Genomic DNA, 14,764 nt, shown 5'->3' with positions numbered 1-14,764 from the left:
TTGTAATCAAAAAGATAGATTAAATAAAACGGAAATGATTCTTCGTTTTCTAAATTATTCTTGTTTTTTTTTAATAATTTTAATACTCATAAACTACTGAAAATGAAAAGCATAAAAAAAACTCTTAGAAAAACAGCACTTATGTGCTTAGTGGGATCATTTTTTTTGATTTCAATTGATAGTATAGCACAGCATCGTGGAGGCGGAGGAGGCGTGCATCGCGGAGGTGCGCAAGCGAGACCGGCAAGACCGGCAACGCAAGCAAGACCATCAGTTAACAGACCTCAATCTCATAATTCCGGAATTAACAGACCAAGCGCAACGACCAGACCCGGATCTAACGGCTCAGGAATTAGCAGACCTAATAATAACAATAAAATCACGAGACCCTCTAATTCAAATTCAAAAATTGGAGGTGATAAAATAACAAATAACAGAAATTCAAACAACAATAACAGAATTAGCAATAAAAACACCAACATTAGCGGCAACACGGTTAATAGAAACCGAAACAATGTAAATATTAACGTAAATAATAGCGTGCATGTTCGTAATAACCGTAATACTATTGTTAGACCTGGAGTAAGACCTTATGTTCGCCCTCCTTACGTATATGGTGGTTATCGATATCGTGCTTATAATCCTTATTTCTTTCATCCGTACAGACCTTTTTATTGGGGACCTGTTTGGCATCCATGGGGATTTTTCGTGGCGACTTTAGCAGTAACAGCTATAGTTGTAAGCGTGGAAAATACGCAATATCATTATGATCAGGGAGTCTGGTACACGCCAACAAGCGGAGGTTATACTGCTGTACCTGCGCCGGTTGGTGGAACGGTCAATAATATTCCGAGTGGAGCCCAGACCGTAAATACCGGAACAGTCAATAATTATTATTACGGAGGAACTTATTATGAAAAAGACGGTAGCAACTATAAAGTTGTCGCCCCAACAGCAGGAACCATTGTAGATAATTTACCTGAAGGTGGCGAGGAGGTTACTTTGGGAGATGTAAAATATGTGAAATTTGGAGAAACATACTACCAACCTGTACAAGTTGATGGCAAAAACAAATATGAAGTTGTTGATGTTGAGAAAGATAATTAAAACCACAGTAACCTTATCAAATAAATAGAGTTTGATAAGGTTATTTTTTTAACTTTACTTTTTTTATTGAAAACAGATTAAAAACTATTATAATGAAAAATAAAACCTACTGGATTTTTGCTATACTAACAATTTCCATAATTTCAATTGCTTATGGTTATACAAAGCTAATTGTTCCGAAGCAAAAATTGACTGCGATGGATTGTGCCGAGACTCCAAATGCAGACTCTGCCTCTTTATTTAAACCAACAATCCAAAACAAAAATAAGCCAACAGGGAAAACACCTAAAGGAATGGTTTGGATTCCGGGTGGTGAATTTTCGATGGGAAGCAATGTTGAAGACGAAAGTTTATGCAGTATAAAAGGAGTTACTAAAGATGCCGCGCCAATACACAGGGTATACGTTGATGGTTATTATATGGATAAAACAGAAGTTACTAATGACCAATTTGAGGCTTTTGTTAAAGCTACTGGTTATGTAACGCTAGCAGAAAAAGCACCAACGCATGAGGAATATCCTGATGCACCATTAGAAAATTTGGTTGCCGGATCAGCTGTGTTCACTCCTACTCCTGCAAAAGTAGATTTGAATAATTATATGCAATGGTGGACCTATGTTAAAGGAGCCGACTGGAGACATCCGGAAGGAGCCGGAAGTTCTATAAAAGGAAGAGGCAATTATCCTGTTGTACAAGTTTCCTATGCTGATGCAGCTGCTTATGCAAAATGGGCAGGCAAAAGATTACCAACGGAAGCCGAGTGGGAATTTGCCGCTCGCGGTGGAAAAACTGGAGAATTGTATGCTTGGGGAAATACGCTAAAACCAAAAGGAAAATTTCAAGCCAATATTTATCAGGGGCATTTCCCGATTGAAAAAGGGGACACTGGAGAAGATGGTTATATCGGAATTGCTCCAACAGCACAATTTGAACCAAACGCTTATGGATTATATGATATTGGAGGAAATGTTTGGGAATGGACAAATGATTGGTATACGGCAGATTATTATGCAACTATAAGTGAAAGCGGAAAAGTTGTCAAAAATCCGCAGGGACCTGAAACATCCTATGATCCGGGAGAACCTAATCTTCCTAAAAAAGTACAACGTGGAGGATCATTTTTATGTACAGATCAATATTGTACGCGTTATATGGTAGGAACAAGAGGAAAAGGAGATTATCAATCTCCGGCAAATCATATTGGATTTAGATGCGTCCAATAAATTTTTTGCCACGAATTACACGAATTTTCACGAATTAATTCAGCTTAAAAAATCCAGTTTGAGTAAATCCTCAAACTGGATTTTAAGTTTATAGCACCTTTTTATTAGTGAAAATTAGTGCAATTAGTGGCAAACTTTTTATCTTTAAAACGCCTAAATAATTACTTATCTTTGCTAAAAAAACAAACAAATGCAGCATATAATAGATCGATTTATCAGTTATGTAACAATTGACACTGAATCGGACCCAAATTCGCAATCTACACCAAGTACTGAAAAACAATGGAATCTTGCCAATAAATTAGTTGAAGAACTAAAAATAATTGGCCTTGAAGATGTTACTATAGACGACAAAGCTTATATCATGGCTACTCTACCAAGTAACGTAGAACATGAAGTACCTGTAATTGGTTTCGTTTCGCATTTTGATACTTCACCGGATTTTAGCGGAGCAAACGTAAAACCTCAAATTGTTTCGAATTACGATGGAAAAGATATCATCTTAAATGCAGAGAAAAACATTGTTTTATCTCCAAATTACTTTAAAGATTTATTACAATATAAAGGACAAACCATTATTACAACTGACGGAACAACCTTGCTGGGCGCCGATGACAAAGCCGGAATTACCGAGATTGTTTCAGCAATGGAATATCTTGTTCAGCATCCGGAAATCAAACACGGGAAAATTAGAATTGGATTTACACCTGACGAAGAAATTGGCCGCGGTGCACATCATTTTGATGTTGAAAAATTTGGTGCTCAATGGGCATATACTATGGACGGAAGCCAGATTGGTGAATTAGAATACGAGAATTTTAATGCTGCCGGAGCCAAAATTACTTTTAAAGGAAAAAGCGTTCATCCTGGTTATGCCAAAGGAAAAATGATCAACTCGATGTTAATCGCTAATGATTTTATCAACGAACTTCCAAAAGGAGAAACACCTCAGGAAACCAAAGGCTACGAAGGTTTTTTCCATGTACATCATTTAACAGGAAGTATTGAAGAAACAGTTTTGGAATTGATTATCCGTGATCATAATAAAATCAAATTTGAGAAAAGAAAAGATTTAATTGAGAAGATTGCCAAAAAAATCAATAAAAAATACGCAAAACAATTCGGAGAAGATATTGTAACTGCTCAGGTTAAAGACCAATATTACAATATGAAGGAAAAAGTACTTCCTGTAAAACATATTGTTGATATTGCCGAAAAAGCAATGAGAGAATTAGACATTAAACCAATCATTAAACCAATTCGTGGCGGAACTGACGGATCTCAATTGTCTTTTATGGGATTACCTTGCCCGAATATCTTTGCCGGCGGTCATAACTTTCATGGAAAATATGAATATGTTCCGGCAGAAAGTATTCAGAAAGCAACGGATGTAATTGTAAAAATTGCCGAGTTAACAGCCATTCCCGGTATCTTTGATGTAGCTGAAAAAACTAAAAGAAAAAGATAATTGGAACCAACTTCTGACAATAAACACGTTTGGGACAAAGTCAATAAATGGGAAGAAGAGCTTCTTTTCTTAAAATCAATTATTGACAAAACTGAACTAACTGAAACCATCAAATGGGGCGGTCCGGTTTATGTTTATAACAAGAAGAATGTTATTGGAATTGGCGGTTTTAAAGATTATTTTACGATTTGGTTTTTCAATGGTGTTTTTCTGAAAGATGAAAAAAAGAAATTAATCAATGCACAGGAAGACAAAACAAAATCTTTACGCCAATGGCGATTTACTTCAAAAGAAGAAGTAAACGAGGCAGCAATTTTAGAATATATTGCTGAAGCGATTGAAAATGAAAAAGAGGGAAAAATTATCAAACCCTCTAAAAAAGAAGCGATTGTTTCTGAGTTGCTTCAAAAAGAAATGGATCAGAATCCAACTTTAGCCGAAGCTTTTCAAAAATTCAGTCCGTACAAGCAATATGAATTTTTAGAATATATTGAAACAGCCAAACAAGAAAAAACGAAACTTTCGAGAATTGAGAAAGTGATTCCGATGATTTTGGGGAATATTGGGTTAAATGATAAATACAGGTAATTAAATACCAATCCCGAAGCCTCGGGATAAATTCCAAATTCCAAACCTATAAATTAACCTTTGTCAAAGTTTATAATTTTGACAAAGGTTTTTCTTTTTTGTCATTCCGAGGAACGAGGAATCCCCGCAAGTAGCTCGACAAAGATTGGGGCTCTTGATTGCGGAGTTTCATGTGTGATCCTTCGTTTCTCAGGATGACAAGATTGTGCAAAAAAAATCCCAAACTCCAATAATAAATTGGAATTTGGGATTTATATTTTTTGAAATTTAAAAAGCTTACGCTTTTTTCAAAGCAGCACTCATTTCCATAGAAATAGCTGAACGCTCAATTTTTAATTTTCCAGACATAGTCTCGATAATTGCACTTGTTTCAGCAAGTTCAACAATTTTACCGTGAAAACCACTTTTTGTAATTATTTTATCACCTACTTTTAGGCCACTTTCAAATTCTTTTTCGTTTTTTGCTCTTTTTTGTTGTGGTCTGATCATGAAGAAATACAACACTACAAACATTAGTAAATAAGGAGCAAATTTCATTAAATCTTGCATAGTATTCGGGTTTTATTTTTGTTATTAATATGATTCTTTTGAATTTGGAATTTACTTAATTCTACATCAAACCTCTGCCTACTTTTATCATTTTTTTATTGGCAGTAAGTTCTTTTACAAGGTTATCTAAAATTCCGTTGATAAAAATACTACTTTTTGGAGTAGAATATTCTTTAGCAATTTCTAAATATTCGTTGAGCGTTACTTTTACCGGAATTGATGGGAATTTTAAAAACTCGCAAATTGCCATTTTTAATATAATAGTATCAATTTCAGCAATTCTTTCGCTGTCCCAATTTGGTGTTTTATCATCGTATTCTTTTGCAAGGATTGATTCGTTTAAAACTGTTCTTCTGAACAAATCTTTAGCGAAATCTTTATCTTCAACATCTTTATACAATTTTGGCACTCTGAAATCGTCCGGATCTTCTGTTTTGATTGCTTTCAATTGTTTGATAATATGTGTATTTACAACCGGAATATCATCAACCCAGGTTAATTTATCGTCTTCTAAATACTCATATAATTTTTCATTCGGAACAATAACTTCAGCAAACAAATCAATAATAAATTGTCTGTCTTCTTCAAAAGTATTTGTTGAAGTTGTCATGTATTTTGCATACAATTCGCTTGATTTGATGTCGTTTAAAAGCAATAAAATATAATCATCATTTAATGACCAGTTATTGATTTTACGATTTTCTAAAGCGATGCTAAGGGAATTGCTTTCGGCAAGTAGCTGAAAAATTTTGTTTTTGATAAATTTTTCATTCGGATTACGTTCTGCAGCAGTTGCAAGATGTTTTTTGCTTGAAAGATGTAAAAAAACAGATTCTTTTTTGCAAATTTCAATCAATGAAGAAAGCATTATAAGATATAAATCCTGAATATTATCAATGCTATAAAAAAGAAACTTTTCTTCTTTTTCCATATTATCAGAACCGCTTTGATGCATTGCATAAATGGATTGCATTACTTTAACGCGTATGTGTCTTCTATTTACCACCTTGTAAGAACATTTAAAAATTAGTCTGCAAAATTAAGGATTTCAATTCTTATAATAAAATTTAATTGCTAAAAAGTCATGGTTTTTAGTGGTCAGTGATCAGCATTTTAGTGGTCAGTGAAATATTCAGATAAAAAGCCTCCGTTTTTAGTGGTCAGTTTTCAGTATTTAGTAATCAGTCGAAGTATGTAGATAAAAAAAGTCTCAGTTTACAACCAAACTGTAAACTGAGACTAATACTATAAACTGAGACTGAACACTAAAAAAAAGTGAACACTGAATACTAATTATTTTTTAGCGTTTTCAATTTTTCTCAAATCAATACGATTTTGAGCAATTGTAAGAGCTGCTTTATGTGTTGTCATTCCGTTTTTCACAGCATAATCGATAATTTCTAAAGTCGTGTTATAGATATTTTCGGTTTTGCTCATGATTTCAGCTTTACCATAATGCTCTAATTCAGCATAAACATTGATGATTCCACCAGCGTTAATCAAGAAATCAGGAGCATATAAAATTCCTCTTTCCTGTAATCTTGCACCGTGAACATTTTCATCAGCTAACTGATTGTTGGCAGCACCAGCAATAACTTTAGCTTTAATTTTGTTAACTGTATTATCATTGATAGTTGCTCCCATCGCACATGGTGCATAGATATCAACATCTGCACTGTATAAATCTTCGCCAGTATAAATTGTAGCGTTGTATTTTTGTGCTACTTCGTATAATTTTTCTTCGTTGATATCAGCGATGGTAACTACTGCACCTTCTTTAGTTAAATACTCTACTAAAGCTTCACCTACGTGACCAATTCCCTGAACCAAAACTTTTTTACCGTCTAACACATCAGAACCAAATTGGCTTTTTGCAGCCGCTTTCATTCCTAAATAAACACCGTAAGCAGTAATTGGAGAAGGATTTCCAGAACCGCCTCTTTCTTCAGAGATTCCAGTAACATAAGGTGTTACGTCTCTAACGGTGTCCATGTCTTTAGTTTCCATTCCAACATCTTCAGCAGTAATATATCTTCCGCTTAAAGAGTGAACAAATTCACCAAACTTACGCATCAATTCTGGTGTTTTTTGCGTTTTAGCATCACCAATAATTACCGCTTTACCACCACCAATATTAAGTCCGGTAATAGCAGATTTATATGTCATCCCTCTTGAAAGACGCAAAACATCATTCAGAGCTTCCCATTCAGTATTGTAATTCCACATTCTGGTACCTCCTAAAGCTGGTCCCATAACTGAATTATGAATACCAATAATTGCTTTTAAACCTGTATCTTTGTCATTGCAAAATACAATTTGTTCGTGATCATCAAAAGATAATTGACCAAAAACAGGATCCATTTTTTGAAGTTCCTTTCCAGTTGCGAAAGTTGCATCCATAGCGCTAGTTGTTTATTAGTTAAAATTATGAATTTGTCAAAAAGACATCTCAAACTTAAATAAAAAATACACATGTGCTAATTTTTTATCTTTAAAATAACAATTTTACAATAGTTTTGTTTTGAATTAATGATATCTTTAATTACTTTTTATTGAATATAATTTGCAAATTCAACTCATTTCAACATTGAATCTCTTAAAAAAATGAAAGAATTAAGCTATTTAAACAAATATTTCATCAAATATAAATATAGTTTCTCGTTAGGAATTTTAATCACAATAATCGCACAAATTTTTTCTCTATTTACGCCAAAGCTTATCAGCAAGTCGTTAAACGCTATTGAAAAGTTTGACAAATTGCCAGAAACGCAACAAGCTTCTCAGGTAATAATCGATTCTTACCGTCAGGATTTAATTCATAATGTACTGCTAATCATAGCCACTACCATTGTTGCAGGTTTTTTAACTTTCTTAATGCGCCAGACTTTAATCGTAATGTCACGCCATATTGAATTTGATTTGAAAAATGAAGTTTTCAGGCAGTACGAAAATCTTTCTCAGAATTTTTACAAACAAAATCGTACCGGAGATTTAATGAACCGTATCAGCGAAGACGTTTCAAAAGTTCGTATGTATGTGGGCCCGGCCGTTATGTACACGATTAATACTTTTATTCGTTTTGCGATTGTTATCATATATATGTATAACGTATCGCCGTTATTGACACTTTATACTATTTTGCCATTACCAATTCTGTCGTATTGTATTTTTAAACTGAGTTCAGAAATCAACAAACGAAGTACTACTTTCCAACAATATCTATCAAAAGTTTCTAGTTTTTCTCAGGAGATATTTTCAGGAATTCGTGTTATAAAAGCCTATTCATTAGAAAATCAACACCAAAATAATATGGTGGCGCTTGCCGATGAAAGCAAAAAGAAAAGTTTGGATTTAGCCAAAGTACAATCGCTATTTGGTCCTTTGATGATTGCCCTGATCGGAATTAGTAATTTGGTTGTGATTTATTTTGGAGGCGTAATGTACATTAATGGAACAATTCCGAATATTGGAACTATTGCTGAGTTTATTTTATACGTAAACATGTTAACCTGGCCAGTCGCTTCATTAGGATGGGTTTCATCAATGGTTCAGGAGGCAGAAGCTTCTCAAAAACGTTTGAATGAATTTTTGAAAATTGAACCGGAAATCAAAAACAACAACGAAAATTCATCAGACATTCAAGGTTCTATCGCTTTCGAAAATGTAAGTTATACTTATGAAGACACCAATATTGAAGCATTGAAAAATGTCACTTTCACTGTAAAAAAAGGAGAAACATTAGCTATTTTAGGAAAAACGGGGTCTGGAAAATCGACTATATTATCTCTTATTTCTCGATTGTATGATGTTACGGAAGGAAAAATCACAATTGATCAAAATGAAATCAGTACTTTGAATTTAAATGATTTGAGAAATAACATTGGAATTGTACCTCAGGATGCTTTTTTATTTTCAGATACCATTAAAAATAACATCAAATTTGGCAATCAAAATGCTACTGATGAAGAAGTGATTGAAGCTGCAAAAAACGCTGTAGTTCACGATAATATTATTGCCTTTAACAAACAATATGATACCATTTTAGGAGAAAGAGGAATTACACTTTCGGGAGGACAAAAGCAGCGTGTATCTATTGCGAGAGCGATTATTAAAAATCCTGCTATATTACTTTTTGATGATTGCCTCTCTGCAGTCGATACCGAAACAGAAGAAACTATCTTGAACAATTTATTCGAAATTTGTAAAGATAAAACTACGATAATAGTGAGCCATCGTGTTTCTTCGGCTAAAAATGCCGACAAAATTATCATTTTAGAAGATGGTAAAATTATTCAACAAGGCTCTCATAATCAATTAATAAATCAGGAAGGTTATTACGCATCTTTATATTTAAAACAACTTTCGGAAAAAGAATTACTTTAATTGTTGTGTAATAGATAATTTTTTATGATTTTTGAGTACTATTAATTCCAAAAATGATAGAACGTATTATGAGAGAAAATGACATGTTAGAAAAAGAAGAGATTTTTTCTAAAGTATTACGAGCAGGAAGAAGAACTTATTTCTTTGATGTAAGAGCTACTAAAGCTGACGATTATTATATCACAATTACCGAAAGTAAAAAATTCACTGAAGAAGATGGATCGTTTCATTTTAAGAAACACAAAATTTACTTGTACAAAGAAGATTTTAGTGCTTTTGCCGAAATACTAGAGGAAATGACTTCATATGTCTTGAACCACAAAGGCGAAGAAGTAATCTCTGAAAGACATCAAAAAGATTTTAAAAAAGAATACGGTTCTGATAAACCTGAAGGACAAAGATCTAGCTTTACTGATATTGACTTTGATGATATTTAGTCCCAATAACTTTTTAAAAAGTACGAGTCCAATTTGTCCTGCATTTTGGACTTTTTTTATATATAAATTTGTTATTTTAGATTTTAGATTTTAGACTTAAGATTTTAGATTCTTAACCCTAAACACAACTAATACAATATGAAAAAGATAATCTTTTTACTTAGTTTTCTTTTTATTGGAATTTCTTCTTTTGCTCAGAAATTAGAATACGAAACCAAATCGAACATTCAGTATTACAACGCTGCAATTAATAAATCTGACTCTTACATAAATGAAAGATGTGTTTTAGATATTTATTACCCAAAAAACTCTAAAGGTTTTGCCACAATAGTCTGGTTTCATGGCGGAGGATTAACCGGCGGAAACAAAGAAATTCCGGAAGCACTTAAAAATAAAGGTTTTGCTATTATTGGCGTTGGTTATAGATTATCTCCAAAAGTTAAAGCTGAAAAAGCTATTGAAGATGCGGCTGCAGCAATCGCCTGGGCTTTTAACAATATTACAAGTTATGGAGGCGACTCTTCTCAAATTTTTATTTCAGGGCATTCTGCAGGTGCTTATTTAGCTTTAATGAATGGTTTAGATAAAAAATGGCTTCAAAAAGAAGGAATTGATGCTAATAAAATAGCCGGACTTATTCCGCTTAGCGCACAATGCATTACTCATTTTGAAATAAGAAGAGAAAATGGAATTCCGGATACAACACCAACTATCGATGCTTATGCACCTTTATTTTATGTTCGTGCCGATGCTCCTCCACTTTTATTAATTACAGGAGATCGTGAACTAGAAATGTTAGGCCGCTACGAAGAAAACGCTTATATGGCACGCATGATGAAATTAGCCGGACATAAACAAACTAAACTTTTTGAGTTAGACGGTTATGGTCACGGAATGACTGAACCTGGTTTTCCCTTGCTTGTAAACGAAGTAAATCGCATTATTAAAGAGAAACAATCCAAAAAATAATTATTAAATAAATCCACGGCAATGGAAACAAACTTATTAATATTACCCGGACTAGGTAATTCAGGTGACAAACACTGGCAAACTTTTTGGCATAAAAAATTCGAAAATTCAACTCGTTTGGTTCAGGACAATTGGGATGAACCTATTCGCGAAGAATGGCTTGCAAGATTAAATGAGGAAATCGCTAAACTCAATCAACCCACTATTCTTGTCGCGCATAGCCTGGCTGTTTCACTGGTATTGCATTGGGCAGAAGCCAATAGCAACAAAAACATTGTAGGCGCCTTATTAGTAGCTCCTGCTGATGTTGATTCACCTCAACATACACCAGATATCATAAGGAATTTTTCACCAATGCCTATTTATAAATTACCTTTTCCTTCAATTGTTGTGGCTAGCGAAAATGATCCTTATGCTTCATTCGAAAGAAAACAATATTTGGCAGAAAAATGGGGAAGCGATTTTGTAAACGTGGGTCAGAAAGGGCATATTAACTCTGATTCAGATTTACAATATTGGGAAGAAGGTCAGGAAATATTAGCTCAGTTGGTTAATAAAATAAGACGATGATTTAACCGCAAAGTTCGCAAGGGTTTTACGCAAAGTTCGCAGAGCTAAATAAGACAAAGCTTTGCGAACTTTATACTTTTCTCTAAAAAATCATTTGGAAATAACTTTGCGAACTTTGCGGTTAAATTATCAAGTAGTTTGTCATAAAAACTAACCTATTCGCAATCCATTTTCGATCTTAAAATCCGGTGCTAGTAAAATAACATCTCCCTCCTTGCCTATCGCGCCAAGAACCAGACATTCACTCATGAATTTTCCAACTTGTTTCTTAGGAAAATTAACTACTGCTATAATTTGTCGGTTTAATAAATCTTCTTTTTTATAATGAACTGTTATTTGTGCCGATGATTTTCGGATACCAATTTCGGCACCAAAATCTATTGTTAATTGATATGCTGGCTTTCTTGCTTCAGGAAAATCATTTACATCGATTATGGTTCCTACACGCATTTCAGTTCTTTCAAATTCACTCCAGGTTAAATCCATTTTGTTTAAATATAGTTGATTAACAAACCTATTAATTTTGTAATTATTATCCTTAATTCTGTAACCACTTTTTTTAGCTCCATTTCTAAATTTACAAGACAACAGTTTATGCTAACCCACAAAGAAAATATAGAAATGGAAAATACGATACTCAATAGCGACCACTCTTTGAAAGATTTTGATTTTGACCTTCACGAACAAAATACCGATAAATATATAAAAACGGCAAAAAATGTTCGGCTTTATGTAAAGGATTATGGAAAAGGAAAACCAGTAATTTTAATTCATGGCTGGCCTCTTTCTAATGAAATGTGGGAATATCAAATTGAATTTCTAGTTCAAAATAATTATAGAGTTATTGCATATGATCGTCGGGGTTTCGGCAAATCATCACAACCTTGGGATGGTTATGACTACGATACATTAGCTGATGATTTGAGCGAAATTATTGAGCAGCTTCAATTAGAAAATGCAACACTTGTTGGTTTTTCTATGGGAGGTGGCGAAGTGGTACGTTATTTCAGCCGTCATGGAGGAAAAGGTGTTACTAAAGCCGCTTTAATTTCATCAATAATTCCATTTTTAGCAAAAACGGATGACAACCCGGAAGGGCGTCCAAAAGAAAAGGGAGAAGCTACTGCAACTGCCATTAGAGAAGACAGAATAGGATTTCTTGAAAACTTTGGCAAAATATTTTTTGGAGTTACTATAATTAACAAACCTTTGAGTACACCATTACTTGAATATTTTACTAAGCTCTGCTCGGCTGCTTCGCCAAGGGCAACACTAAAATGTGCCGAATCTTTATCGAATACAGATTTTAGAGATGAACTTCACACTATAAAAGTTCCTACTTTAATTATTCATGGAGATGATGATAAAAATGTTCCTATTGAAGTAAGCTCAAAAAAGACCGCAGAATCTATAGCCGACAATACTTTTATTATTTATGAAGGTGCTCCACACGGGCTATTTTATACAGAAAAAGAAAAATTAAATAATGATTTATTAAATTTCCTGAATTCATAAAAACCATATTTTATATCCAAAGAGGTTTATTCCAATGGAAAATTTCTTTGGATATATTTTTTCCATTGTGCTCTTTCTTTTACAGAATTAAAAGTTATTTTTGAATAACTAATTCTTTAGAAAAAATGGCACGAACTCCTTCAAATATGATTCCTCTTGGAACAATCGCTCCAGGTTTTAATCTAAAAGACACTAATTCTAATAATGAATATTCTTTTGAAGATTTAAAAGGATCAAAAGGTACTCTTGTCATTTTTATGTGCAACCATTGCCCTTTTGTGCTGCATGTTATAAGAGAAATTGTAATGATTGCTAATGACTATCGTGTTCAGGGACTTGGTGTAATGGCTATTTCTAGTAATGATGTCGAGAAATTCCCACAGGATTCGCCAGAATTAATGACTGAATTTGCTTTTAAAAACAAAATAGATTTCCCGTATTTATTTGATGAAACTCAGGAAGTTGCCAAAGCTTATGAAGCAGCCTGCACGCCCGATTTTTATTTATTTGACAATCAAAATAGATTGTCTTACCGAGGTCAATTAGATGATTCAAGACCAGGAAACGGAATTCCGTTAAGCGGTAGCGATTTAAGAAGCGCCATTGATGCCTTAATTTACAACCGAACTTTAAGTGAAATTCAGAAACCAAGTATTGGCTGTAATATTAAATGGAAATAAACTTTAAAAAAGTTTATTATCTTTGTAAAATACGCATAAAATTACTCATTGTGAGCACTCTTTTACTATTTATAGCTTTCACATTACTGTTTTCTTCTACAAGGAAACCGTCTTCTGCTATATTTATTTCACATAGTAAGGCCTTTATTAATTAGGCCTCCGTCTATTTCATTTCTTCTTTCAGGCGGAGGATTTACATTTCTTAAACTTTATTTTATTTGGCAAAAATCAAATTTTGGTCAGATATTTTTTTGTTTTTCCACATTTAAGCGTTTCAAAAATTAGGTCTTCTTAAAGGTCTTGAAATGACTCGATCTTTATATTTAAAAGAAGAAAATTCATTAAAAAAATAATATTAAATTCAAACAGATATGAAACCAATACCCACTTTCAGCAAATCAGAATATCATTTTTTAAGAGAATTGATATTAAAAAGTAAAAATTCAACAAATACTAAAGAAGCAAATCAGCTGTCACAAGAATTAGACCGAGCCGTTATAAGCAAAGAAAGCGATTTAGATTCTTCGGTTATCAGAATCAATTCTTTTGTAACCATTGAAGATGTAATGGCGAAGAAACAAATGACAATACAAATTGTTCTGCCTTCCTCTGCCGATTTAAAACAATCTAAAATTTCGATTCTCGCTCCGTTGAGTGTTGCAATTATTGGTTTTAAAGAAAATGATCAGGTCGATTGGGAATTGCCTGCCGGAATCAAAACTTTAAAAATAATTGCAGTTAACAATGCAGAAGTTCATACTTCGTAAATTTTTAAACACCTCATTTTTTGAAGGTGTTTTTTTATAGCCATTTGAAATCAAAAAAAAACTATTCAATAATAATACTGAATAGTTTCTTTATATTTTTTGAATACAATTTTTACAATTGAGAATGTATATAATTTGTTATTGAAGCCATACTAGTATCATCTAACTTCGCTTTTTTCTGCATCCTAACTAAAATCGGTGCCCATTCTTCCTGAGTAAATTTCTTCGGCTCATATAACTTGTGGCATTTTGCACAGTTATTTTCATACATACTTTTACCTGCTGCCAATTCAGGAGTTAGTTCTACAGTTTTTGCAGTCTCAGTTACAGCCGGAGGAGTGGTCTGCGCTGTTTTTTTAGTACCACACGAAACAACAAGTAACGTTATAGCGGCTAGTGTTAAGTTTTTTGCTTTCATTGTTTTGGTTTATTTTTATAAGTAAATATAAAAAAATCCCATATGCCGAAACATATGGGATTACTATTTAAAACGAAACTAAATTGTTTC

General features: G+C 33.3%; 16 protein-coding genes. 11 read left to right on the top strand and 5 right to left on the bottom strand.

The features are described 5' to 3' along the window. Positions 1–102: 102 nt before the first annotated feature. The 4 genes from AC1RRN_RS00320 to AC1RRN_RS00305 all read left to right on the top strand — a co-directional run bounded on the left by AC1RRN_RS00320 (position 103) and on the right by AC1RRN_RS00305 (position 4,386). Positions 103–1,107 carry a DUF6515 family protein gene (locus tag AC1RRN_RS00320; protein ID WP_492965344.1) on the top strand — a complete coding sequence of 335 codons (1,005 nt, stop codon included), beginning with the start codon at positions 103–105 and terminating at the stop codon, positions 1,105–1,107. 92 nt (positions 1,108–1,199) lie between these two features. After that, the gene (locus AC1RRN_RS00315; RefSeq protein WP_492965342.1) at positions 1,200–2,330 is read left to right on the top strand and encodes a formylglycine-generating enzyme family protein; all 1,131 of its coding nucleotides are present in this window, start codon (positions 1,200–1,202) and stop codon (positions 2,328–2,330) included. Between the two features lie 190 nt (positions 2,331–2,520). Beyond that, positions 2,521–3,798, top strand: coding sequence for a peptidase T (gene pepT, locus AC1RRN_RS00310; protein WP_492965340.1), 1,278 nt, complete (start codon positions 2,521–2,523; stop codon positions 3,796–3,798). Then, positions 3,799–4,386 carry a YdeI/OmpD-associated family protein gene (locus AC1RRN_RS00305; protein WP_492965339.1) on the top strand — a complete coding sequence of 196 codons (588 nt, stop codon included), beginning with the start codon at positions 3,799–3,801 and terminating at the stop codon, positions 4,384–4,386. 276 nt (positions 4,387–4,662) lie between these two features. On the opposite strand, the gene yajC is transcribed toward AC1RRN_RS00305, so the two are convergent. The 3 genes from yajC to AC1RRN_RS00290 all read right to left on the bottom strand — a co-directional run bounded on the left by yajC (position 4,663) and on the right by AC1RRN_RS00290 (position 7,335). Continuing rightward, on the bottom strand, positions 4,663–4,935 hold the full coding sequence (gene yajC / locus AC1RRN_RS00300; RefSeq protein ID WP_026981843.1) for a preprotein translocase subunit YajC: 273 nt from the start codon (positions 4,933–4,935) through the stop codon (positions 4,663–4,665). Between the two features lie 61 nt (positions 4,936–4,996). Beyond that, the gene (gene nusB, locus AC1RRN_RS00295; RefSeq protein WP_492966028.1) at positions 4,997–5,908 is read right to left on the bottom strand and encodes a transcription antitermination factor NusB; all 912 of its coding nucleotides are present in this window, start codon (positions 5,906–5,908) and stop codon (positions 4,997–4,999) included. A 320-nt stretch (positions 5,909–6,228) separates the two neighbouring features. After that, a complete protein-coding gene (locus AC1RRN_RS00290; protein WP_492965338.1) occupies positions 6,229–7,335 on the bottom strand; it encodes a Glu/Leu/Phe/Val family dehydrogenase in 1,107 nt (368 codons plus the stop codon). 204 nt (positions 7,336–7,539) lie between these two features. On the opposite strand from AC1RRN_RS00290, the gene AC1RRN_RS00285 reads away from it, so the two are divergent. The 4 genes from AC1RRN_RS00285 to AC1RRN_RS00270 all read left to right on the top strand — a co-directional run bounded on the left by AC1RRN_RS00285 (position 7,540) and on the right by AC1RRN_RS00270 (position 11,294). Continuing rightward, positions 7,540–9,318: an ABC transporter ATP-binding protein gene (locus AC1RRN_RS00285; protein WP_492965337.1), complete on the top strand. Its 1,779-nt coding sequence runs from the start codon at positions 7,540–7,542 to the stop codon at positions 9,316–9,318. 68 nt (positions 9,319–9,386) lie between these two features. Beyond that, positions 9,387–9,755 (top strand): PUR family DNA/RNA-binding protein, encoded by a 369-nt coding sequence (locus AC1RRN_RS00280; protein ID WP_029268690.1) that lies wholly within the window; start codon positions 9,387–9,389, stop codon positions 9,753–9,755. A 138-nt stretch (positions 9,756–9,893) separates the two neighbouring features. Then, a complete protein-coding gene (locus AC1RRN_RS00275) occupies positions 9,894–10,724 on the top strand; it encodes an alpha/beta hydrolase (RefSeq protein WP_492965336.1) in 831 nt (276 codons plus the stop codon). 21 nt (positions 10,725–10,745) lie between these two features. Then, on the top strand, positions 10,746–11,294 hold the full coding sequence (locus tag AC1RRN_RS00270) for an RBBP9/YdeN family alpha/beta hydrolase (RefSeq protein WP_492965335.1): 549 nt from the start codon (positions 10,746–10,748) through the stop codon (positions 11,292–11,294). A gap of 150 nt (positions 11,295–11,444) precedes the next feature. Here AC1RRN_RS00270 and AC1RRN_RS00265 read toward each other — a convergent pair whose 3' ends face one another. Beyond that, positions 11,445–11,780 carry a tRNA-binding protein gene (locus AC1RRN_RS00265; protein WP_492965334.1) on the bottom strand — a complete coding sequence of 112 codons (336 nt, stop codon included), beginning with the start codon at positions 11,778–11,780 and terminating at the stop codon, positions 11,445–11,447. A 135-nt stretch (positions 11,781–11,915) separates the two neighbouring features. Here AC1RRN_RS00265 and AC1RRN_RS00260 point away from each other — a divergent pair, with 135 nt between their 5' ends. From AC1RRN_RS00260 to AC1RRN_RS00250, 3 genes are all read left to right on the top strand, one after another. Beyond that, entirely contained in the window at positions 11,916–12,809 is an 894-nt protein-coding gene (locus tag AC1RRN_RS00260) for an alpha/beta fold hydrolase (RefSeq protein WP_492965333.1), read from the top strand. Between the two features lie 125 nt (positions 12,810–12,934). Next, positions 12,935–13,489, top strand: coding sequence for a thioredoxin family protein (locus AC1RRN_RS00255; protein ID WP_492965332.1), 555 nt, complete (start codon positions 12,935–12,937; stop codon positions 13,487–13,489). Between the two features lie 371 nt (positions 13,490–13,860). Further along, entirely contained in the window at positions 13,861–14,256 is a 396-nt protein-coding gene (locus AC1RRN_RS00250; protein ID WP_492965331.1) for a GreA/GreB family elongation factor, read from the top strand. 112 nt (positions 14,257–14,368) lie between these two features. Here the strand turns inward: AC1RRN_RS00250 and AC1RRN_RS00245 are convergent, their stop codons facing one another. After that, positions 14,369–14,674, bottom strand: a complete 306-nt coding sequence (locus AC1RRN_RS00245) for a cytochrome c (RefSeq protein WP_492965330.1) — start codon at positions 14,672–14,674, stop codon at positions 14,369–14,371. Positions 14,675–14,764: the final 90 nt, after the last annotated feature.

This window comes from Flavobacterium sp. GW821-FHT11G01 (assembly GCF_058808175.1).
This window is presented reverse-complemented; position numbering and strand designations above follow the sequence as displayed.